Source organism: Pseudomonas onubensis, from assembly GCF_965653655.1.
Lineage (GTDB): Bacteria > Pseudomonadota > Gammaproteobacteria > Pseudomonadales > Pseudomonadaceae > Aquipseudomonas.
The window spans coordinates 21,379-42,102 of record NZ_CBFHAZ010000002.1 but is presented as its reverse complement, the minus strand read 5'-3'; the positions used below and the strand labels follow the sequence as shown (position 1 = coordinate 42,102).

Below are 20,724 nucleotides of genomic sequence, written 5' to 3'. Positions count from 1 at the left end.
TGCCAAGGGTGCTTTTGTGGCGAGCGGGCTTGCCCCGCGTTGGGCTGCGCAGCAGCCCCAATTTAGCCACTACGTTATTTCAGGGTAGAACCGTGCTGTCTGGTTTTGGGGCCGCTTCGCGCCCCAACGGGAGCAAGCTCCCTCGCCACAGAGGCCACATTTTACTCGAGTCATTTCATCGGCTGATCTTAAGCCCCTTACGCCCGGCATGCCGCTCCAGCGCCAGCTCGATCAGCCGGCTTACCAGCTCGCTGTAACTCACCCCCGCCGCCTGCCACAGCTTCGGGTACATGCTGATACGTGTGAAGCCTGGCAATGAGTTGATCTCGTTGATCAGCACCTCACCGTCATCGGTGAGAAACACATCAACCCGCGCCAAACCTGCGCAGCCCAATACCTCAAACGCTTCGATGGCGAGGTGGCGAATGCGCTCGCTGGCTTCGACGCTGATATCGGCCGGCACCACCACTTGGGCCGCCTGCCCGTCGATGTATTTGCTGTCGTAGGAATAGAAGCCGTTGCTCACCACAATCTCGCCACAGCCACTGGCGATGGGGTTGTCGTTGCCCAATACGGCGCATTCGATTTCACGACCTTGGACCGCAGATTCCACCAGCACTTTTTCATCGAAGCCCATGGCCAGTGCTACGGCGGCGTGGTACTCGGCTTCGTTGCCAACCTTACTCACACCCACCGAAGATCCCTGGTTGGCGGGCTTGATGAACATTGGCAGGCCAAGCTTATTCACAGCCGTTTCGAACGCAGTACCCGCTGCATTGCGTCGGGTCAGGGTGATAAACGGTGTGACAGCAATACCGGCATCGCGTAGCAGACGCTTGCTGACATCTTTGTCCATGCAGACCGCCGAACCCAGCACGTCGGAGCCGACGAAAGGCAGGTCGGCCATGCGCAGCAGGCCTTGCAGGCAACCGTCTTCGCCGAGGGTGCCGTGGACGATGGGGAAGATCACATCGATGTGTTCCAGCAGGCCCTGACCGGAGGTTTCCACCACTTGCTGGTTGGCCTTGCCCGGCACTACCGCCAGTTCACGGTTGGAGTGGTTGAGAGCGATGAGCGCCGGGTTTTCCTGGTTGATCAGAAAGTTCGACGAGTCGTTGAGGTGCCAGTGGCCGGCCTTGTCGATGCCGATCAAGATGGGCTCAAAGCGCGAACGGTCCAGCGCATCGACGATATTGCGCGCCGACTGCAACGAAACTTCGTGCTCAGCCGAACGGCCACCAAAAATAATACCTACCCGCACCTTGCTCATGACCCGGCCTCACTGTTGAAAGTAAGGCTTCTTACCATGAGCGGTCAGCGATTCGCTACCAGATGTGCGCCGAACAGCAGGTAGCAACCGCCGGCAAAGCGGTCGAGCCATCTGCGTGAACGCGCGTAAAGGTTGGCCATGCGTTCGCTGGAAAACACCAGGGCAACGCTGGAATACCAACTGAACGACAAGGTCGCCATGGTGATGACCGCCAGGGTCAACAAGGCGGGCGAAGGAGACGGCGGCATGGTCGAGGCAAACGCCGTGGCGACGAACAGCGCGGCCTTGGGGTTGGACAAGTTGCCCAACAACCCGAAGCGCCAGGCGGAAAACAATGAGCGCTGCGGTTCGTCGGGCAGCACGGCCTGGCCCACAGACGGAGCCGAGCGCTTGAACAACTTGAGCCCAAGGTAAATCAGGTAACAACCGCCGATGATCTTGAACGCCAGGTAGAGCATGGGCGCGGCAGTAAACAGCGACTTGATGCCCAAACCCCCTGCCAAGCCCCAAATAATCGTGCCGCTGGCCACGCCCGCCGAGGCCATAACACCATGGCGCCTGGAGCAACTGGCAGCCAACTGCGCGGTGTTGAAAAAGTTTGGCCCGGGCGTCACCACAGCGACCGTCCACAGCAGCGCCAGCGAGACTAACGGTGCCACATAGGCGGGGTTGAAAAAATCCATGGGGCAGCTCCGTCAGCGCAGTACACGAACCCGGATCATAGGCCTCGCCCCACGCTTGCACAATCGTACAAGACCCCGGCAGACAACCGCTGCAGACTCGGTTAACGTGTTTCCACCTCTACATGTGACAAGTCATCATGGGCCAACCCACTTCCACCCTCGACTGGCTGCACCGCGCCCCCCACGCCAGCGGCCTGGACCGTATCGAGGCGTACTTCGCCGGCTTTGCGTTCGACCCGCATCGCCATGACACCTACGCCATCGGCCGCACCTTGTTTGGCGTGCAGAGCTATCACTACCGCGGCTGCATGACCCATAGCCTGCCGGGCCGGACCATGGTGATTCACCCCGATGAATCCCATGACGGCCGCGCAAGCAGTGTGGAGGGTTTCAAGTACCGGATGATTTATGTGGAGCCGGCGCTGATCCAACAGATCCTCGGCGGTCGGCCTTTACCGTTTATCCACAACGGCTTGTCGACTGACCCACGCCTTTTCCGCGCCAGCGAAGTGTTGCTGCAAAACCTCGACTGCCCGGTTGACCCGATGCAGGAACAGGACGCCCTGTTCGACCTGGCACACGCGCTGAACGCGGCGTCGGGCGCAATCATCAGCCGCAAGTCGTTCGATTATGTGGCTGCCGAGCGCGCTCGCGAGTTTATCCACAGCGCCCTGGGCCGCAGCATCACCCTGGATGAAATGGCCGACCACTGCGGTCGCGATCGCTGGGCGCTGTCGCGGGATTTTCGTTTGTTGTTCGGCACCAGCCCCTACCGCTACCTGACCATGCGCCGGCTGGATTTGGTGCGCAGCTTGCTGGCGCAAGGCCAATCGCTGGTGGACGCGGCGCTGACCGCAGGCTTTACCGACCAGAGCCATATGACCCGGCAATTTCGCAGCACCTACGGCATGCCGCCGTCGCGGTGGGTGAAGATGCTCGGGCGCTGATCCTCTGACTTGAAATACAGTAAATGTGGGAGCGGGCTTGCTCGCGAATGCGGTGGGTCAGCCAATTATTAGTCGACTGACACTCCGCTTTCGCGAGCAAGCCCGCTCCCACATTTGATTCAGGTTGTTTTAAATATAGCGCTCGGCGCGGGCGCTTTGAGGCGCAGCGCCAACACGCCGCCCACCAGGGCAATCGCCGCACTCCACCACAACGCCAGCTCGATCCCACCGCTATTGGCAACCGACACCAGCACCGCCAGCCCCAACGCCCCGCCAATCTGCTGGCTGGTAGAGGCCATACCCGCCGCCACACCTTGCTCGCCTGGCCTGATACCCAAGCCCGCCGCCACCCACATCGCCGTCCAGGTCATACCTTGGCCGATGCTCAAGATAAAAATCCCCGGCAACAACGACCAGAACCCTACGCCCGTCGGCAGCGCCCAGCACACCAGTGCAATGCCCACCGCACCCGCCAGTTGCCCGGTGACCAGGGTGTTGCGCAACCCCAGCCTTGCCAACGATCGCTCCGCCAGCCAGATGCCGAACGTACACACCAGGGTCGCCGGCAAAAACGCCAACCCGGCCTGCAACACGCTGTAGCCGTAAACCTGCTGGTAATACAGCGCCAGGAAGTAGTACTGCACGCCGAAGCTGCTCATGAACACCGCCGTTAGCACCATGGCCATGCGCAGTTCACGATAGGCAAACAGCCGCAGCGGCATCAGCGGGTCGCGGCCACGCTGTTCGATCCAGGCGAACAACCCGAGCAGCGCCACGGCCAAGGCGATGCAACTCAACGTCGAAGGGGCGGCCCAGCCCCATTCCGGGCCTTGCACCAGCGCGAACACCAGCAAGGTGCCACCAACGGTCACGGTCAGCGCGCCACCGATATCAAACTTGCGCCCACGCACACGCTCACCATCGGCCGGGATCCAGTAGCGCGCCGCCCACGCACAGCCGCTGGCCAGCGGCACATTCACCAGAAACACCGCTTCCCAGCCCCACGCCTGGGTCAGCACGCCACCCAACAACGCGCCGAGGGCCAACCCCGCTGCCGACGCCGCGCTCCACACCGCAAACGCGCGGTTGCGCGACGGGCCTTCGGCATAGTGGGTATTGATCAGCGCCAATGTGGCCGGGAACAACAACGCCCCGCCCACGCCTTGCACCGCACGCGCCAGCACCAGCAAAACCGCGCTGCCACCCAGCACCGCCGCCAGCGACGCCAACGCATACAGGGCCTGTCCAGTTCGATACAAGCGGCGCTTGCCAAGCAGATCCGTAGCCCGGCCACCCAGCAACAGGAAACCGCCAAACGCCACACTGTAGGCGCTGACCACCCACTGCAATTGCTGAGCGGAAAAATCCAGGTGAGCGCCGATCTGTGGCAAGGCCACGAACACGATGGTGGCATCCAGGGCGATGATCAGTTGCGCAGTGGCCAGCAGCACCAACATCCAGCCAGAGGGTCGAGAGGGAGACATCACAGCGTCCTGTCCAAAATAAGAGGCCGCCAGTGTCTTTTATGCGTAACAGATGATAAATAGCGCTATCAACCTTTCAGTAATGACTTTAATCATGGATCTGAACGCTGTTCGCCTGCTGGCCCGTGTGGCCGAAACTCGCAGCTTCACGCGTGCTGCGGGTGACCTGGGGCTCACCCAATCCGGGCTGTCGCGCGCCATCTCGCGGCTGGAAAGCGAGCTGGGCGTGCGCCTGCTGCAACGCAACACCCGCAGCGTCAGCCTCACACCCGACGGGCAAATGTTGTACGAACGCTGCGCGCCGTTACTGGCGGAGTTGGCCGAAACCGAAAAGTTAATGCTCGACCGGCGCAGCAGTCCATCCGGCCTGTTGAAGATCAGCACACCGTCGCTGTTCGGACGCAAAGTGGTGATGCCGGTGATTGGCGAGCTGACCTTGCTTTACCCCGAGCTGCGCATTGAAGCGGTGATGACCGACCGCCTGGTGGATATTGTCGACGAAGGTTTTGATGCATTGTTGCGCACCGGCGAAATCCAGGACCAGCGCCTGATCGCCCGCGCCCTGCCGCCGTTGCGCTGGGTCACCGTTGCCGCGCCCAGTTACCTTGCGCGTTTCGGCACCCCGCACAGCATTGAGGATCTTAAGGATCACAACAGCATTACCGTACGCAATCTGCGCAACGGCCGCCTGGTCGATTGGCAATTCATGCGCGACGGCAAGGTGCAGGACGTAGCCGTCGAAGGGCGGTTGATCTTCGATATCGGTGACGCGATGGTGGACGCCGCGCTGGGCGGCTTCGGCATCGCCCAAGTGATGGATTTTGCCGTGCGCGATGACCTCGCTGCCGGGCGGCTGGTGCCCATACTGCAAGCGTTTGCCGGGCGCAGTCGGGCGATCTCGTTGGTCTACCCGCCTTCCCGGCAATACTCGCCGAAGCTCATGGCGTTTGCCGACGCCTTGGCAAACGCGCGCTGGTAAGGCTTACAGCTGGCGCCCTACAACCGGCGCACCGATGCTGAGGAAATTCCCGCCGGCGATATGGTGCAAGGTGCGCAATGCGTCATGCCCTTCGAAGTGCCAATGCCCCTCGCTGAACACACGCTCGTCGGCATAGGCGGCGACCACTTCGCCGAGGAACAGATCGTAGGTCTGTTGGTTGTGTGGCTCGGGCAGCAAGCGGCACTCCAGCCAGGCCACGCAGCCTTCCAGCAGCGGCGCCAGGGTGTGCTCGCCACTGAAGGTGTGCAGGCCGTAGGCGGCGAACTTGTCCGTTTCCGAACCGGTGGTATTGCCGACCGTCTGCACCAGATCGGCCTGTGCCACACAGGGTACTTGCAACACAAAGGTGCCGGCGCCTTCCAGCAGTTGGCGGGTCCAGGTGGACTTGTCCAACACCACGGCGACCTTCGGCGGTTCGAAATCCAATGGCATGGCCCAGGCAGCAGCCATGATATTGCGTTTGCCGTCGTGGGCGGCACTCACCAGCACGGTCGGGCCGTGGTTGAGCAAGCGGTAGGCCTTGGACAGCGGAACGGGGCGACGGTGGGTCGGGCTCATGGAGGGTCGGCTCTTCAAGCAAGAAAAAACCTACGATACCTCAAGCACAAGCCCTGCGGGTCAGCTCGACAGCTGATTGGCGAACTGCCCGACCGCGCTGACGACTTTTTGCGCGCCGTCCTGAATCTCCACGATCACCGTGCCCGCCTCGGCCGCCAGGGCCAAGCCTTGCTCGGCCTGCAGGCGGCCGTCGTTCATCAAGGTTACCGCATCGCGGGCCATGTCCTGGTTCTGGCGGACTACGCCGACAATCTCTTCCGTTGCCTTGCTGGTACGCGAGGCCAACTGACGCACCTCATCGGCCACCACCGCAAAACCACGGCCCTGCTCACCGGCACGCGCCGCTTCAATGGCTGCGTTGAGCGCCAGCAGGTTGGTCTGTTCGGCGATGCCGCTGATGGTCTTGACGATGGTGCCGATCACTTGGGACTGGGCATTCAGCGCCTCGATGCCATCACCGGCCTGTTGCATATGCTTGGCCAGGTCACGCATCACATCCACCGCCTGGGTCACCACGGTGGTGCCGCGCTGGGCGCTGTTGTCGGTTTGCAGCGAGGTGCTATAGGCAATGTTGGCAGCCTCGGCCACAGCTTGTTCCTGATTGACCTGATCGGTAATCACCGTGGCGAACTTGACCACTTTGTACAGGCGGTCATTGGCGTCCAGCACCGGGTTGTACGTGGCCTCCAGCCAAACCGTGCGGCCATGGCTATCGACCCGCTTGAAGCGTGCCGCAACAAATTCACCGGCGTTCAGGCGCTTCCAGAACTGTTGGTATTCGCTGCTGTTGTACTCCTGCGGTTCGCAGAACATGCGGTGATGCTTGCCCTGGATCTGCGCCAGGCTGTAGCCCATGCCACCGAGAAAGCGATCATTGGCCGTGAGTACATGCCCGTCGAGGTCGAATTCGATCACTGCCGTGGAACGCACCAGCGCGGTAATCAGGTTTTCATGCTCGCGCGAAGCTTCGATGGTACGGGTGAGGTCGCTTGAGTAAATCGAAAAATGCTTGATGTGCCCCTGCGAGTTGCGCACCGGCTGCACGATCGAGCGCAGCCACGCTTCCTTGCCGTTGCCACGCATCAGGCGCACGGTGCCGGCGAAGTGTTCGCCGCGCACCAGGGCATTTTTAAAGCGCAGCTGGAATTCGTCCTGGCGCACATGCGCAGGCACCAGCTCGTCAATGTGACGCCCCACGATGTTGCTGGCTTGGTAAGCCAGTTCCTGCAGGAAGTTGGCATTGGCCCACTCCACCCGGCCGTCGGCATCCAGCGTCAGGCACAGCATTTCACTTTCCAGGCTCTCCTTGACCTGTTGCAAGCTCGACAATTCTTCGCGAAGAGCAGTCAGCTCTTGCTTCAGGCGGGTATTGAACATGGGGCACCGATGGGCATTTAGGGAGGTGGATCTGACCTGCATCGGCGCTGCCGGCGTTTTCTGAAGCGCTTTTTTCGCCGCAGCCAACTGTTTTTTTGGATCCATTAACCGCCGTTGTTTCGACACACGCCCATCACTTGATATTCAAGGGTATTGAGCTTGCCGGTGGAGTCTTCATAGGTCATGCGTGAAGGCACCGCTTCGCAAGAGCGGATCGGCGGCGTCACGTTCACCACCTTCTCAATGTCCAGCTTCATGCCATAGCGGTAGGCCTGCACCTCGGGCGCGGGCTTGCCTTTCTTTTCGGCATAAGCGGCCATGGCTTTTTCATTGCGCTCCATCATCAGGGCAAAGGTGCGGTCCCCGCCGCCTTCGGCCAACGCACCAAAAGACATGACCGCGACCAAGACACCCAGGGTAACTTTATAAGCTTTCATCATTAGTTCCTCGTCTGAAAAGTTCAGTGACGAGATTAATCGAACAACCCTGACGCAATGTTCACCAAAACGTTACTTATTTGTTATGTGTTGTAAGCTTCCAGAATTGTAATGTTCACGCCATGAGTTCGTTATCCACGGTTTGCAACTATCAGCCCGGGCCAGATCAATAAGAATGCCCGCCTCTATAAGAAGCTGAAAACTGCCACTACCCAGGAGCGAAACATGCACATTACTTACTTCATCCTTCCCTTTTCCTTGCTGGCCGCGCTGCCCCTGGCGGCCGCGGCCGTAGAGGACAAGCCCGAAGGTTTTATCGAAGGCAGCCGCGTCAACGTGCTGGCGCGCACGTTTTACTTCAACCGCGATGACCGCAAGGGCCAGTCCAGCCCTACCGGCAACGGCTACTCCGAAGCCTTGGCGCAGGGCTTGATCGGCAAATTCGAGTCCGGGTTTACCCAAGGCACGGTTGGATTCGGCCTGGATGCCTTTGTCATGTACGGCCTCCAGCTCGACTCGGGCACCGGTCGCAGCGGCGGCAAGGGTTCGTTCGGCGTGCTGCCGGTAGACAGCGACAACCACCCCGAAAGTGGCTACAGCAAATTCGGCGGCGCGGCGAAACTGCGGGTGCTGGATACGGTGATAAAGGCTGGCGACGTGTTTCCCGCCACACCGGTGGTGGCCGCTGGCGATTCGCGCCTGTTGCCGCAAAGCTTTCGCGGCGTCACCGCGCAGAACACCAGCCTTGAGGGCTTGAGCCTGCAAGGCGGACGCCTGAGCGGCATGAGCCAGCCGAGTGAAAGCGGCATGAACAAAGGCTTTGCAACCTTCTATGCAGGCAAGGTCGATTCACCCTGGATCGGCTATTTCGGTGGTGACTACAGCGTCAACAAACACCTGAGCGTCAGCCTGTACAGCAGCCGTCTGAAAGACGCCTGGGACCAGTACTACGTCGGCACCAACGCCAGTTACCCGCTGAGCGACGACGTGTCCTTGTTCGGCGACGTCAACTATTACAAGGCCGTGGACGAAGGCAAAAAACTGCTGGGTGAATTCAATAACAACATCTGGAGTGCCAGGCTTGGGGTCAAGGTCGGCGCCCACAGCCTGGCCCTCTCGCACCAGCGCAACAACGGCAATGACGACTTTGATTACCTTCGCCAGTCGGACTCGATCTTCCTCAACAACTCGATCCAGTACAGCGATTTCAACTCGCCCAAGGAGCGCTCATGGATGGCCCGCTACGACCTGGACATGCAGGCCTTCGGCATTCCCGGCCTGTCATTCATGACCCGCTACGCCAAAGGCACCGGCGCCGACTACAGCAATGCCAATGCGGTGTACATGCGCCGCGACGCCGCCGGTAACCCGCTGACCGATCAACGCCGTTGGGAACGGGATATCGAGGCCAAATACGTGGTGCAAAGTGGTAGCCTCAAGGATTTGTCCTTGCGTTTACGCCAAGCCACTGTGCGCTCCAGTGCATTCGAGTCAGACCTGGAGGAAGTTCGCTTGATTGCCGAGTATCCACTGGTTGCGCTGTGAGCCCTTACATTCGCTTGCCGTTAACTAACATCTGTTCACAAATAGCCAGTTATCAAAACTGTAATATTGAGCTCAGCTTCTCGTTAAGTTGAACTTTCTATACTCGCATCAACTTATCTGCACCGAGCAACATTCGTCTCTAGAAGCTTTTTTGTAGCTCCTTTGGAAAAGAGATGAATTTTTAACGCCCCTCGGGGCGTTTTTTTTTGCGGGCAGATTCAGCAGCGACCAATGGTCGCAGTTGACCCTGAAGCGACTTCACAGTTCAGACTTTTCCTACTCCCAAAACACCTGATTCCATAAGGAAATGGAGCCCTTCTCCCTCAGTAAAAGGTAAACCCCCATGCGTATCCTTGTGGTTGAGGACGAGCAAAAAACCGCCGACTACCTGCAACAGGGCCTGAATGAAAGCGGCTATGTGGTGGACTGCGCGTCCAATGGAATCGACGGCCTGCACCTGGCCGGGCAGCACGCCTATGAGTTGGTCATTCTCGACGTCAACCTGCCGGGCAAGGATGGCTGGGAAGTGCTGGAGCAATTGCGCCGCAATGGCACGCAACGGGTGATGATGTTGACTGCCCGTGGCCGCCTGGCCGACAAGATCAAAGGCCTGGACATGGGCGCCGATGATTACCTGGTCAAACCTTTCGAGTTTCCCGAGCTGCTGGCGCGGGTGCGTACCCTGTTGCGGCGCAGCGAACATATCCCGCAGCCGGACGTGTTCCGCGTATTGGACCTGGAGCTGGACCCGCGCCGCCATCGCGCCTATCGCGGCACCCGGCGTATCGACCTGACCACCAAGGAGTTCGCGCTGCTGCAGGTGCTGATGCGTCAGACCGGCGAAGTACTGACCCGCACGCAGATTATTTCCCTGGTGTGGGACATGAATTTCGACTGCGACACCAATGTGGTGGAAGTCTCCATCAGCCGCCTGCGGGCCAAGGTCGACGACCAGAGCGAGGTCAAGCTGATCCACACCATTCGCGGCGTGGGTTATGTGCTGGAGGCACGCGGATGAGAACCGGCAGTTTGTCGATGCGCCTCGGCTTGACGGTCAGCCTGATGGGCGCCGGCCTGGTGCTGTTGCTGGCGACCCTGGCTTACGTGGCCCTGACCCACGAGTTGGAAAAGCTCGCGCGCAAGAACCTGGAAAGCAAGATGGAGCAAATCCAGCACAGTGTGGCCCAAGGCTTGGATGCCAACCGCATCCGCGCGCGCCCGCACTCTTTGATGGACCTGGTGATCGGCCACGACAATTTCTACCTGACCATCGTCGGCACCGCGCCGGATGAAAGCGTACTGCTGAGCATTGGCGCCAAGCCCCAGGAGCCTTTGCTCACGGACTTCACCCCCAAGGAAACCCTCGGCTACCTCAATTGGGCCGACAGCAATGGCAACCAGGTGCTCAGCGCCTCCAGCCTGATGCGCCTGGCCAATGGCGAAAGGGTGCGCGTGCTGCTGTCGCTGGATCGCATGGACGACCAGGCGTTGCTCAGTGCCTACCTGCGCGCCACTTTGATTGCCCTGCCGATGCTGCTGATCCTGATCGGCATGGGCGCCTGGTGGTTGGTACAACGCGGGCTCGCGCCGTTGAAGCAGTTCAGCCATGTGGCGGCCAAAGTCACCACCCAGGACCTGACTCACCGTTTATCCGTCCACAACCTGCCCCATGAGCTGGGCGAATTGGCCCATGGCTTTAACGTGATGCTCGACCGTCTGGACGCGGGCGTGCAACAGTTGTCGCAGTTTTCCGATGACCTTGCCCACGAAATGCGCGCGCCACTGACCAACCTGATGGGCAAGGCCCAGGTGACGCTGTCCCGCCAGCGGCCACCGGAGGAGTACAAGGCGGTGCTGGAATCCAACACCGAAGAGCTCGAGCGCCTGGCGCGCATCGTCTCCGACATGCTGTTCCTGGCTCAGGTCAGCCATCCTGCAGCGCGGGGTTCATTTACCCAAGTATCGCTGGCGGACGAAGCCCATCGCGTGATGGATTTGTTTGCCCTGAGTGCCGAAGACAAACAACTGACCCTGACCCTCAGCGGCGATGCCCAGGTGCAGGGCGATCGCCTGATGATTCAACGTGCGCTGTCCAACCTGCTGTCCAACGCCATCCGCCACAGCCCGGCAAACTCACATATTTCGCTGCTGGTGGAGGCCTATGGCAATCAGGTTGCGCTGTCGGTGAGCAACCCCGGCCCCGGGATCGAAGCGCAGCACCTGCCGCACCTGTTCGAACGTTTCTACCGCGTCGACAGCAGCCGCGCCCGCACCGAAGGCGGCACCGGTTTGGGCCTGGCCATCGTGCAATCCATCATGACCCTGCACCAGGGGCAGGCTGACGTGCGCAGCCTGCCCGGTGGCTTTACCTTGTTTCGCCTGGTGTTTCCTCGGGTACTGCCTGAATAGGGAATGCGAACTTCAAACCCAAGCAATTCGATGTGGGAGCTGTCGAGCTTTAGCGAGGCTGCGAAAGCGGTGGGTCAGGCAACTTATATATCGCCTGTGCCGCCGTCTTCGCAGTCTCGCTGGGGCTCGACAGCTCCCACATTTGAGCTTTGTCGCTGGCAAAATCTGCGTTCGACGCGATGGCCCTGCTGACCGAGACCCAAGCAACAAAGCCGATCCCCTGTGGGAGCTGTCGAGCTTTAGCGAGGCTGCGAAAGCGGTGGGTCAGGCAACTTATATATCGCCTGTGCCGCCGTCTTCGCAGCCTCGCCGGGGCTCGACAGCTCCCACATTTGAGCTTTGTCGCTGGCAAAATCTGCGTTCGACTCGATGGCCCTGCGCACCGAGACCCAAGCAACAAAGCCGATCCCCTGGGGAGCTGTCGAGCTTTAGCGAGGCTGCGAAAGCGGTGGGTCAGGCACCTTATATATCGCCTGTGCCGCCGTCTTCGCAGCCTCGCCGGGGCTCGACAGCTCCCACATTTGAATTGCTTCGCTGGTGGTATTTGCGCATGCCGCGATAGCCCTGCGAACTGAGATCTAACCAACAAAGCCGATCCCTTGTGGAAGCTTTGATCATTTCAGTATCAAGCCCGCTCAGCTCACACGCGTCATTCTTCCTTGCGATGCGCCCACTGGTACAGCGCCGGCAGCACCAGCAAGGTCAGCAACGTAGAAGAAATAATCCCGCCGATCACCACCGTCGCCAGCGGCCGCTGCACTTCGGCGCCGGTGCCGGTGGCGAGCGCCATGGGGATAAACCCAAGTGACGCCACCAGCGCCGTCATCAACACCGGGCGCAAGCGTGTCAGCGCGCCTTCGTTGACCGCCAACGCTAACGAGCGCCCTTCTTCACGCAGGTTGCGGATGAAGGCAATCATCACCAGGCCGTTCAGCACCGCCACACCGGACAACGCGATAAAGCCCACGCCCGCCGAGATTGATAGCGGAATATCGCGCAGCCACAGCGCCATGATGCCACCGGTCAACGCGAACGGAATCCCGGTAAACACCAGCAAGCCATCCTTGAGGTTATTGAACATCATAAACAGCAACCCGAACACCAGCAGCAACGCCACCGGCACTACGATGCGCAAACGCTCGGAGGCTTCCTTCAACTGTTCGAACTGGCCACCCCAGGTGGTCCAATAACCGGCGGGCACCTTCACCTGGGTGCTGATGGCCGTCTCGGCCTCTTCGACAAACGAGCCGATATCACGCCCGCGCACGTTTGCGCTGACGATCACTAGACGCTTGCCGTTCTCGCGGCTGATCTGGTTCGGGCCGAGCACCAGGTCCAGACTCGCCACCTGGGACAAGGCAATAAAGCCCAACTGCCCCGCCGCATTGCCGGCCAACGCCGGCACCGGGATCAACAACCGCGACAAGCCTTCGATATCGGTGCGCAACGCGTCGGACAACCGCACCACCATGTCAAAACGCCGGTCGCCTTCGTACAACGTACCGGCCTGGCGCCCACCGACGGCCACAGCAATGGTGTCCTGCACATCGCCCACATTCAGGCCAAAACGTGCGGCTTTGTCACGGTCGATATTGATCGTCAGCACCGGCAGGCCGGAGGTCTGCTCTACCTTCACCTCCGAAGCGCCATCAAGCTTTTGCAGGGTCTCGGCGATTTCCCCGGCGGTCTTGTTGAGCACCGCCATGTCATCGCCAAACACCTTCACCGCCACATCACTGCGCACCCCGGAAATCAGCTCGTTGAACCGCAGCTGGATCGGTTGCGACAGTTCATACGCACTGCCCGGCACAATCGCACTGGCGCGCTGGATGTCGGCAATCAGCGCCTCGCGAGACTTGTTCGGATCCGGCCATTGATCCTTCGGTTTAAGCATCACATAGCTGTCTGAAATGTTCGGCGGCATCGGGTCGGAGGCGATTTCCGCCGTGCCGGTGCGCGCAAACACCCGCTCGATTTCCGGTACTTGGGCGATCAGTATTTTTTCCAGCTGCTGCTGCATCTGCACCGATTGCGTCAGGCTGGTGCCGGGTACGCGCAAAGCCTGCTGGGCGAAGTCGCCTTCACTGAGGCTGGGGATAAACTCACTGCCCATGCGACTGGCCACCGCGCCCGAGGCGACGATGGTCAGTACCGCCAAACCGAACACTAATGAACGGCGCGTCATCACCCAATCCAGTACCGGCGCATAGACCCGACGTGCAGTGCGCATCACCAGGTTTTCTTCTTCCTTGACCTTGCCGGTCACAAACAGCGCAATCGCGGCGGGTACGAACGTCACCGACAGAATCATCGCACCCAGCAGCGCGATCACTACGGTGAAGGCCATGGGATGGAACATCTTCCCGGCCACGCCAGTAAGGGCGAAGATCGGCAGGTAAACCACCATGATGATCAGTTGCCCGAAGATCAGTGCCCGCCGTGCTTCCTTGGCCGCTGCGAACACTTCGTGCAAGCGCTCGCTACGCGTTAATAACCGCCCATGTCGCTGCTGCGCATGGGCCAGGCGACGGATCGCGTTTTCGACGATCACCACTGCGCCGTCGACGATAATGCCGAAGTCCAACGCGCCGAGGCTCATCAGGTTGGCGCTGACTTTGTTGGTAAACATCCCGGTAAAGGTGAACAACATCGCCAACGGGATCACCATCGCCGTGATCAGCGCCGCACGGATATTGCCCAGGAACAGGAACAGTACGGCGACTACCAGCAGCGCGCCTTCGAAGAGGTTTTTCTTCACCGTGGCGATGGCTTTTTCCACCAGGTTGGTACGGTCGTAGACCGTCACGGCGACCACACCGGCGGGCAGCGAGCGGTTGATCTCTGCGAGTTTTTTCGCCACCGCCTGGGACACGGTACGGCTGTTTTCACCGATCAACATGAACACCGTGCCGAGCACCACTTCACGCCCGTTTTCGGTGGCCGCGCCCGTACGCAACTCACGGCCGATTTCCACCTGCGCCACATTGCGCACGCGGATCGGCGTGCCGTCCGAGCTGGTGATCACGATATTGGCAATATCATCAATGGACGCCACCTGCCCCGGCGCGCGGATCAGCAATTGTTCGCCGCTGCGCTCGATATAACCGGCGCCGACGTTGGCATTGTTGCGCTCCAGCGCCGTGACCAGATCGCCCAAGGTCAGGTTGTAGGCCGCCAGGCGCTTGGGGTCCGGGGCTATCTGGTATTCCTTGGCGAAACCACCGATGGTGTTGATCTCGGCCACGCCCGGCACATTGCGCAGTTGCGGCTTGATGATCCAGTCCTGGATCACGCGCAGGTCGGTCGGCGTGTAGGGCGTGCCGTCGTCCTTGCGCGCGCCGTCTTCGGCCTCGACGGTCCACAGGAAAATCTCCCCAAGGCCGGTGGAGATCGGCCCCATCGCGGTTTCGATGCCCAACGGCAATTGCCCGCGTGCCACTTGCAGGCGCTCGTTGACCAATTGGCGGGCGAAGAACAGGTCGGTGCCGTCTTTGAAAATCACCGTCACCTGGGACAACCCCGAACGCGACAGCGAACGCGTCTGTTGCAAACCCGGTAGCCCGGCCATGGCGGTTTCAATCGGAAAGGTAATGCGTTGCTCGGTTTCCAGCGGTGAAAAACCGGCCGCCGCCGAGTTGATCTGCACCTGCACGTTGGTGATGTCGGGCACCGCGTCGATAGGCAACTTTTGATAGCTGGCGATGCCGACACCGGCCATCAACAGCACCGCCAGCAGCACGATGATGCGCTGCTCGATAGCGAATTGGATAAGGCGCTCAAACATGGGGAATCACTCGCAGGATCAATGGGCGTGCTCGGCCGAGCCTTTACCCAGTTCGGACTTGAGGATGAAGCTGCCGACGGTGGCTACCTGCGCTCCGGCCTCAAGGCCCTGGCGCACTTCGACGTAGCCGTTTTCGCTCACACCGAGTTCGAGGTGGCGGGTGATAAAGCCCTCTGCAGTGCGCACGAACACCGAGGGTTTGTCCTCAACAGTCTGGATTGCGGTTTGCGGCACGGTGACCTTGGCCTGGTAGGTATCGGTGGCCAATTGCACCGTCACAAACAGGCCCGGGCGCCAGGCGTCGTCGGGGTTGGGCACGCTCACGCGCACGGTGGCGGTACGCGTCTGCTCGCCGAGCAAATTGCCCACGTAGGCCACGGTGCCCTGCACTTCAGTGCCCATTTCCGTGGAGATGACCTTCACTGGTTTGCCGACCCGGACCTTGTTCAAATCCTTGGGAAACACACCAAAGGTGACCCACACCTGGGACAAGTCCGAGAGCGTGAAGGCGTTGCTGGTCTCGCTGACCACCTCGCCGACGCCGAGGTGTTTTTCCACCACCACGCCGGCAAACGGCGCACGCAGTTCATAACGATTGCCACCGACCAGAACCGCGCTGCCGCTGAGGGCGGTCATCTTCTGGCGCGCATTGTTCAGGGCGATTTCGGCCTCTTGCAAGGTCTGACGCGCCAGCAGGTAATCCTGCTCGGCGGAGATTTCGTCCTTCCACAATTGGCGTTCGCGCTGGAAGGTGGTGCGCGCCAATTCAACTCGGCGCTCGCTGGCCGCCAGCTCGCTGCGCTGGTCGGAAATCTGCTGGCTGGAGATCACCGCCAACAACTCGCCTTTCTTCACTGACTGCCCAAGGTTGACCTTGACCGCCTCCACCACACCGGCCGCGCGCGGGACGATGTGCGAAGTGCGGTCCTCGTCGAAACGCACTTCCCCCGGCAGCGTCAGCACCGTGCTGACCGAGCGTGGTTGCGCCTGGGCAAGTTGGATACCCGCAGCCTGGATCTGCTGTTCAGTAAGTTCAAGCGCGCCTTCTTCTTCATCGGCGGCGGCAAAGCCAGACAGCATCAGGCCCAGGGCGACGGCCAGCGCCACGCCATGTTTATGTTTCATAGAGGACTCCAGGAAAAATCAAAACCGGGCGAGGTCGCCGTAAATCCGTTCGATACGCACCCAGGCATCGGTAGCCTGAGCGGTCGCCGTGAGGTATTGGGTGCGTGCGGCGATCAAGGTGCGCTGGGCGTCGAGCACGTCGAGGAAGTTGAACTTGCCCATCTCGAAGCCACGGGTGGCGCTGTCCACCGCGCTTTGGGCGGCGGGCAGGATCTGTTGGTTGAAGGTGCTCACTTCGGTATTGGCGGTTTGCCACAGGTCCAGGGCCTGGCGGGTCTCGGTGCGCAGGCGCAGTTCGACGGCGTTGCGCAGGTCGCGAGCCTGGTCGGCGCGGCGGCTGGCGGCCAGCACATTGCCCTGGTTACGGTTGAACAACGGGATCGGCATCGACACGCCCACCACGTTCACACGTTCACGCACGCTGGCGTCGTACTGGCTGCCGATCGACACGTCGAGGTCGGGAATCCGCTGGGCTTTTTCCAGCCCTACGCTGGCCTCGTTTTGCTGGATTTGCAGTTCAGCCAGGCGCAACTCGGTGGTTTGCTCAAGGCGCGCCAGCAACTGGGCGGAAGGCGGCAACGGTGGTGCGGATTGGCTTTGTGTGGCGACCGCCTGGAAGTCAGGAGTCGCGCTGCCGGTACTGGCGGCGAGGCGGCGGTAGGCATCCGTGAGGCCGATCTGCGCGCGGTTCAGTTCAAGGCGGATCTGCGACAACTGCACCTGGGCGCGAGTGGCTTCTACCGGCGATGATTTACCGGCTTTGACGCGTCCATTGGCGACCACCAGGCCGCGCTCGGCCAAGGCCATTGAACGTTGCGCCAAATCGAGGCGTTCCTGGGCACGCAGAGCGCCGTAGTAGCTGTCGATCACATCGGCGCGCAGGCCGTTGCGCCGCTGCTCCAGGGTCAACGCGGCAGCGTCTTGGGCGCGTGTTGCCACATCAATGCGCGCACCGCGTTTGCCGCCCAGTTCCAGGGTCTGGCTGAGTTTTATCGTAGTGGTACGCGAGTTGCGGCGGGTGTCTTCGGCATCCCAGGAAGCCACTGGGTTAGGGATCAAACCCGCTTGCTGACGGCCGCCTTGGGCGATGTCGATTTCCCATTGCGCGGCGGCCAGGTCGGGGTTGTTGGCGAAGGCGGTTTGCAAGGCTGAATCGAGCGTCAGGGTTTGCGCCTGGACAGCGTTCGCCGCTACCCACAACGCTGCCGCCCGCAAAAGTGTTCTAAAAGAAAGTGCCATAACGAGAGTTCCACGCCCATGAAGTCGCTGAGGTTTCCAGCGGGGGCAATGTAGCTTTCGCGACTTATCAGAGCGGTGGAGCGAAGATTACAAATCCGACAGGCACAGCCTCAGGCGTGCACCTCGTCAGGGTCGTCGTGATGAAAGCCTTCGCCTTCGACCTGCAAGGTGACGTGGGAAATATCGAATTGTTCGTGCAGCAATTCCGTCACCCGCGTGAGGATTTGTTGCTCAGTGCCTTGCGACGGATCGGCAACCAAATGCGTGCTCAGCACATTCTTGCCGCTGGTCAGCGCCCAGATATGCAGGTCGTGCACGTCCTTGACCCCAGGCACATTGCGAATGGCCTGCTCAACCTGGTCGATATCGATGCCGTCCGGCACGCCCTGCAGCAGGACGTTCATGCTTTCCTTGAGCAGCGTCCAGGTGCGTGGCAACACCCAGAAACCAATCGCCGCCGCCACCACGGAGTCCACCCAGCCCCAGCCGGTAAACATGATCACCACCGCCGCGATGATCACGCCGATAGAACCGAGCATGTCGCTCCAGACTTCCAGATAAGCGCCCTTCACATTCAGGCTTTCACCGCTGGCAGCACTGAGCAGGCGCATGGAGATCAGGTTGACGATCAGCCCCAGCACCGCAATCACCAGCATGCCGGTGGACTGGATTTCGGCTGGCGCCTGCAGTCGTTGATAAGCCTCGTAGAGGATGTAAAACGCCACGGCGAACAGCAGCAGCGCATTAAAGGCCGCCGCCAGGATCTCGAAACGCGCATAGCCAAAGGTGCGCTTGCGGTCGGCAGCACGCTTGGCGACCTGAATGGCCACCAGGGAAATAGCCAGGGCCAGGGCGTCGGTCATCATGTGCGCGGCGTCGGACAACAATGCCAGGCTGCCGGTGACAAAAGCGCCGATAACCTCGGCAATCATGAAGCTGCCGGTCAGCCCCAAGGCCATCCATAACTTGCGTTCGTGGCCGGCACGTACTTGGGCGTGGCTGTGTCCTGCACTCATGACATGTCCTCGTGGTGTGTAGTCCGTTGATCATAGAGCTATAGGCCAAATTCCCACGCATACCTTGCAAACTTGTCACTCGCCCGACAGCTCACCGTTAGATTGAGCGCACCAAAATCGCCCATGAAAGCTCTGCGACAGTTCTATCAGGTATGCTTTTCACGCAGGAAACAAAAAGAAACAAATTAACCAACCTGTTCGATAAGGAGTCCCGTCTTGGAGTTATCGACTGCCGCGTGGATGGTTCACGACACCCGCCTCATGTTCTGCGTTCTACTGGCCATCGCCAGCATCATTGTGTTGATCAGTGCCACCAAGCTGCCGCCGTTCCTGTCGATCCTGATCGGTACGTTTATCGCCGGTGTGGGCGCCGGGTTGCCACCGGAAGAAGTCGCCAAAGCCTTCAGCAAAGGCGCCGGGGCGATCCTCGGTGAAGCCGGGATCATCATTGCCCTGGGCTCGATGCTCGGCGCACTGATGGCCGAATCCGGCGCGGCCGACCGCATCGCCACTACCTTGCTCGGATTGGGCAAAGGCAAGTCACTGCCGTGGGTGATGGCGCTGGTGGCCATGGTGATTGGTTTGCCGCTGTTCTTCGAGGTCGGCCTGGTGATGATGGTGCCGATCATCTTCGTGATGGCCAAACGTTCGAATCAGCCACTGCTGAAAATCGCCATCCCGGCGCTGGCGGGCATGACCACCCTGCACGCCCTGATGCCACCGCATCCGGGGCCGTTGATTGCGGTGGGCGCGTTGCACGCCGACCTGGGCCTGACCATGCTGCTGGGCTTCTGCCTGGCGGTGCCGGCCGTGATTCTCGCTGGCCCGCTCTATGGCAACTGGCTGTCCAAGCGCCTGCACGTGGATGAGCCGGCCGACATCGGCGCGCTGTTCAGCGCACCGCCCAAGGCGCCGCGTCAGCCAAGCTTTGGCGTGTCGCTGCTGATCATTTTGTTGCCGGTGATTTTAATGCTTGGCAGCACCTTGGCCAAAGTCGCGTTACCGGCAGAAAGTACCGTCGGCCTGACCTTGAAGTTCCTCGGTGAACCGCTGATCGCCCTCGGCCTGGCCGTCATCGCTGCCGTGATCTGTCTGGGTTGGGCCGCCGGCATGCCGCGTGCCGAGGTCGGCAACACCCTGCGCAAAGCCCTCGCGCCCATCGCCGTGTTACTGCTGACCATCGGCGCCGGCGGCGGCCTCAAGCAAACCCTGCTGGACGCCGGTGTCAGCCAGACCATCAGCAAGGTCGCCGAAGGCGCGCACATGCCGTATCTGCTGCTGGCGTGGTTGATTGCCGTAGCCCTGCGCCAGGCCACCGGCTCCGCGACGGTCGCTACCACCACCACGGCGGGCATCCTCGCACCGATGATGGCCGGGCTGGCCGCGACCCAGAGTTCTTTGGTGGCGCTGGCGATTGGCGCGGGCTCGGTGTTCTTCTGTCACGTCAACGACGCTGGATTCTGGATGGTGCGTGAGTACTTTGGTTTGCAGTTGAAGCAGACGATTTGGGTATGGTCGGTGTTGCAGACCATTGTTTCAGTCGTCGGGCTGGTCGGTACGCTGCTGCTCTGGCACTTTTTGACCTGAAGACGCCACATAGAGGCATGGGTATCTACACAACTTTGAAGGCAGCCAATTTCTCCTGTGGCGAGCAGGCTTGTCCTGCGTTGGGCTGCGAAGCAGCCCCAAACCCAGATGCTGAGTTCTTTCAGGAAAATTGCAGTGCCTTTACTGGGGCCGCTTCGCAGCCCAACGCAGGACAAGCCTGCTCGCCACAACAGCCCACCTGCCACAGACTTCGTGTTAACCGGTTGTGTAGATACTTATGCACATAGAGGGGAAGCCTTCTT

15 protein-coding genes and 2 pseudogenes are annotated in these 20,724 nt (G+C 60.7%); 6 read left to right on the top strand and 11 right to left on the bottom strand.

Features of this window, described 5'->3' with window-relative positions:
* Positions 1–175: 175 nt before the first annotated feature.
* Together ddlA and ACTD9P_RS01045 are read right to left on the bottom strand one after the other, a co-directional pair.
* A complete protein-coding gene (gene ddlA, locus ACTD9P_RS01050; protein WP_438866351.1) occupies positions 176–1,270 on the bottom strand; it encodes a D-alanine--D-alanine ligase in 1,095 nt (364 codons plus the stop codon).
* Between the two features lie 44 nt (positions 1,271–1,314).
* Positions 1,315–1,953 (bottom strand): LysE family translocator, encoded by a 639-nt coding sequence (locus ACTD9P_RS01045; RefSeq protein WP_438866350.1) that lies wholly within the window; start codon positions 1,951–1,953, stop codon positions 1,315–1,317.
* A gap of 137 nt (positions 1,954–2,090) precedes the next feature.
* On the opposite strand from ACTD9P_RS01045, the gene ACTD9P_RS01040 reads away from it, so the two are divergent.
* Positions 2,091–2,900, top strand: coding sequence for an AraC family transcriptional regulator (locus tag ACTD9P_RS01040; RefSeq protein ID WP_017137672.1), 810 nt, complete (start codon positions 2,091–2,093; stop codon positions 2,898–2,900).
* A 119-nt stretch (positions 2,901–3,019) separates the two neighbouring features.
* Here ACTD9P_RS01040 and ACTD9P_RS01035 read toward each other — a convergent pair whose 3' ends face one another.
* Positions 3,020–4,357, bottom strand: a complete 1,338-nt coding sequence (locus ACTD9P_RS01035; protein WP_438866439.1) for an MFS transporter — start codon at positions 4,355–4,357, stop codon at positions 3,020–3,022.
* Between the two features lie 121 nt (positions 4,358–4,478).
* On the opposite strand from ACTD9P_RS01035, the gene ACTD9P_RS01030 reads away from it, so the two are divergent.
* Entirely contained in the window at positions 4,479–5,363 is an 885-nt protein-coding gene (locus tag ACTD9P_RS01030) for a LysR family transcriptional regulator (protein WP_438866349.1), read from the top strand.
* Between the two features lie 3 nt (positions 5,364–5,366).
* On the opposite strand, the gene ACTD9P_RS01025 is transcribed toward ACTD9P_RS01030, so the two are convergent.
* The 4 genes and pseudogenes from ACTD9P_RS01025 to ACTD9P_RS01010 form a co-directional block, all read right to left on the bottom strand.
* Positions 5,367–5,942 (bottom strand): flavin reductase family protein, encoded by a 576-nt coding sequence (locus ACTD9P_RS01025; RefSeq protein WP_438866348.1) that lies wholly within the window; start codon positions 5,940–5,942, stop codon positions 5,367–5,369.
* A 60-nt stretch (positions 5,943–6,002) separates the two neighbouring features.
* A pseudogene (locus ACTD9P_RS01020) lies at positions 6,003–6,434 on the bottom strand (methyl-accepting chemotaxis protein); the annotation flags it as partial.
* A gap of 156 nt (positions 6,435–6,590) precedes the next feature.
* A pseudogene (locus ACTD9P_RS01015) lies at positions 6,591–7,229 on the bottom strand (PAS domain-containing protein); the annotation flags it as partial.
* 194 nt (positions 7,230–7,423) lie between these two features.
* Entirely contained in the window at positions 7,424–7,756 is a 333-nt protein-coding gene (locus ACTD9P_RS01010; protein ID WP_438866347.1) for a DUF2790 domain-containing protein, read from the bottom strand.
* A 225-nt stretch (positions 7,757–7,981) separates the two neighbouring features.
* On the opposite strand from ACTD9P_RS01010, the gene ACTD9P_RS01005 reads away from it, so the two are divergent.
* From ACTD9P_RS01005 to ACTD9P_RS00995, 3 genes are all read left to right on the top strand, one after another.
* Complete coding sequence (locus ACTD9P_RS01005) at positions 7,982–9,301, top strand: OprD family porin (RefSeq protein WP_438866346.1); 1,320 nt, start codon at positions 7,982–7,984, stop codon at positions 9,299–9,301.
* 343 nt (positions 9,302–9,644) lie between these two features.
* The gene (locus ACTD9P_RS01000; protein WP_017137677.1) at positions 9,645–10,319 is read left to right on the top strand and encodes a heavy metal response regulator transcription factor; all 675 of its coding nucleotides are present in this window, start codon (positions 9,645–9,647) and stop codon (positions 10,317–10,319) included.
* Entirely contained in the window at positions 10,316–11,710 is a 1,395-nt protein-coding gene (locus ACTD9P_RS00995; RefSeq protein WP_438866345.1) for a heavy metal sensor histidine kinase, read from the top strand. Before ACTD9P_RS01000 ends, ACTD9P_RS00995 begins: the two co-directional genes overlap by 4 nt.
* A gap of 649 nt (positions 11,711–12,359) precedes the next feature.
* Here ACTD9P_RS00995 and ACTD9P_RS00990 read toward each other — a convergent pair.
* From ACTD9P_RS00990 to ACTD9P_RS00975, 4 genes are all read right to left on the bottom strand, one after another.
* Positions 12,360–15,494, bottom strand: a complete 3,135-nt coding sequence (locus tag ACTD9P_RS00990; RefSeq protein ID WP_438866344.1) for a CusA/CzcA family heavy metal efflux RND transporter — start codon at positions 15,492–15,494, stop codon at positions 12,360–12,362.
* Between the two features lie 18 nt (positions 15,495–15,512).
* Positions 15,513–16,619 carry an efflux RND transporter periplasmic adaptor subunit gene (locus ACTD9P_RS00985; RefSeq protein ID WP_438866343.1) on the bottom strand — a complete coding sequence of 369 codons (1,107 nt, stop codon included), beginning with the start codon at positions 16,617–16,619 and terminating at the stop codon, positions 15,513–15,515.
* A gap of 18 nt (positions 16,620–16,637) precedes the next feature.
* Positions 16,638–17,858, bottom strand: a complete 1,221-nt coding sequence (locus ACTD9P_RS00980; protein ID WP_438866342.1) for a TolC family protein — start codon at positions 17,856–17,858, stop codon at positions 16,638–16,640.
* Between the two features lie 110 nt (positions 17,859–17,968).
* Positions 17,969–18,874, bottom strand: coding sequence for a cation diffusion facilitator family transporter (locus ACTD9P_RS00975; protein WP_438866341.1), 906 nt, complete (start codon positions 18,872–18,874; stop codon positions 17,969–17,971).
* Positions 18,875–19,090: 216 nt separating this feature from the next.
* Here ACTD9P_RS00975 and ACTD9P_RS00970 point away from each other — a divergent pair, with 216 nt between their 5' ends.
* Positions 19,091–20,461, top strand: a complete 1,371-nt coding sequence (locus ACTD9P_RS00970; protein ID WP_056859179.1) for a GntT/GntP/DsdX family permease — start codon at positions 19,091–19,093, stop codon at positions 20,459–20,461.
* Positions 20,462–20,724 lie beyond the last annotated feature (263 nt).

What these genes read in the sequence shown, in the direction of transcription:
- ACTD9P_RS00980 (WP_438866342.1), bottom strand. Translation starts at nt 17,858, where the DNA reads ATGGCACTTTCTTTTAGAACACTTTTGCGGGCGGCAGCGTTGTGGGTA.
- ACTD9P_RS00985 (WP_438866343.1), bottom strand. Translation starts at nt 16,619, where the DNA reads ATGAAACATAAACATGGCGTGGCGCTGGCCGTCGCCCTGGGCCTGATG.
- ACTD9P_RS01005 (WP_438866346.1), top strand. Translation starts at nt 7,982, where the DNA reads ATGCACATTACTTACTTCATCCTTCCCTTTTCCTTGCTGGCCGCGCTG.
- ACTD9P_RS00975 (WP_438866341.1), bottom strand. Translation starts at nt 18,874, where the DNA reads ATGAGTGCAGGACACAGCCACGCCCAAGTACGTGCCGGCCACGAACGC.
- ACTD9P_RS01000 (WP_017137677.1), top strand. Translation starts at nt 9,645, where the DNA reads ATGCGTATCCTTGTGGTTGAGGACGAGCAAAAAACCGCCGACTACCTG.
- ACTD9P_RS00990 (WP_438866344.1), bottom strand. Translation starts at nt 15,494, where the DNA reads ATGTTTGAGCGCCTTATCCAATTCGCTATCGAGCAGCGCATCATCGTG.
- ACTD9P_RS01010 (WP_438866347.1), bottom strand. Translation starts at nt 7,756, where the DNA reads ATGAAAGCTTATAAAGTTACCCTGGGTGTCTTGGTCGCGGTCATGTCT.
- ACTD9P_RS01040 (WP_017137672.1), top strand. Translation starts at nt 2,091, where the DNA reads ATGGGCCAACCCACTTCCACCCTCGACTGGCTGCACCGCGCCCCCCAC.
- ACTD9P_RS01030 (WP_438866349.1), top strand. Translation starts at nt 4,479, where the DNA reads ATGGATCTGAACGCTGTTCGCCTGCTGGCCCGTGTGGCCGAAACTCGC.
- ACTD9P_RS01045 (WP_438866350.1), bottom strand. Translation starts at nt 1,953, where the DNA reads ATGGATTTTTTCAACCCCGCCTATGTGGCACCGTTAGTCTCGCTGGCG.
- ddlA (WP_438866351.1), bottom strand. Translation starts at nt 1,270, where the DNA reads ATGAGCAAGGTGCGGGTAGGTATTATTTTTGGTGGCCGTTCGGCTGAG.
- ACTD9P_RS01035 (WP_438866439.1), bottom strand. Translation starts at nt 4,357, where the DNA reads ATGTTGGTGCTGCTGGCCACTGCGCAACTGATCATCGCCCTGGATGCC.
- ACTD9P_RS00995 (WP_438866345.1), top strand. Translation starts at nt 10,316, where the DNA reads ATGAGAACCGGCAGTTTGTCGATGCGCCTCGGCTTGACGGTCAGCCTG.
- ACTD9P_RS01025 (WP_438866348.1), bottom strand. Translation starts at nt 5,942, where the DNA reads ATGAGCCCGACCCACCGTCGCCCCGTTCCGCTGTCCAAGGCCTACCGC.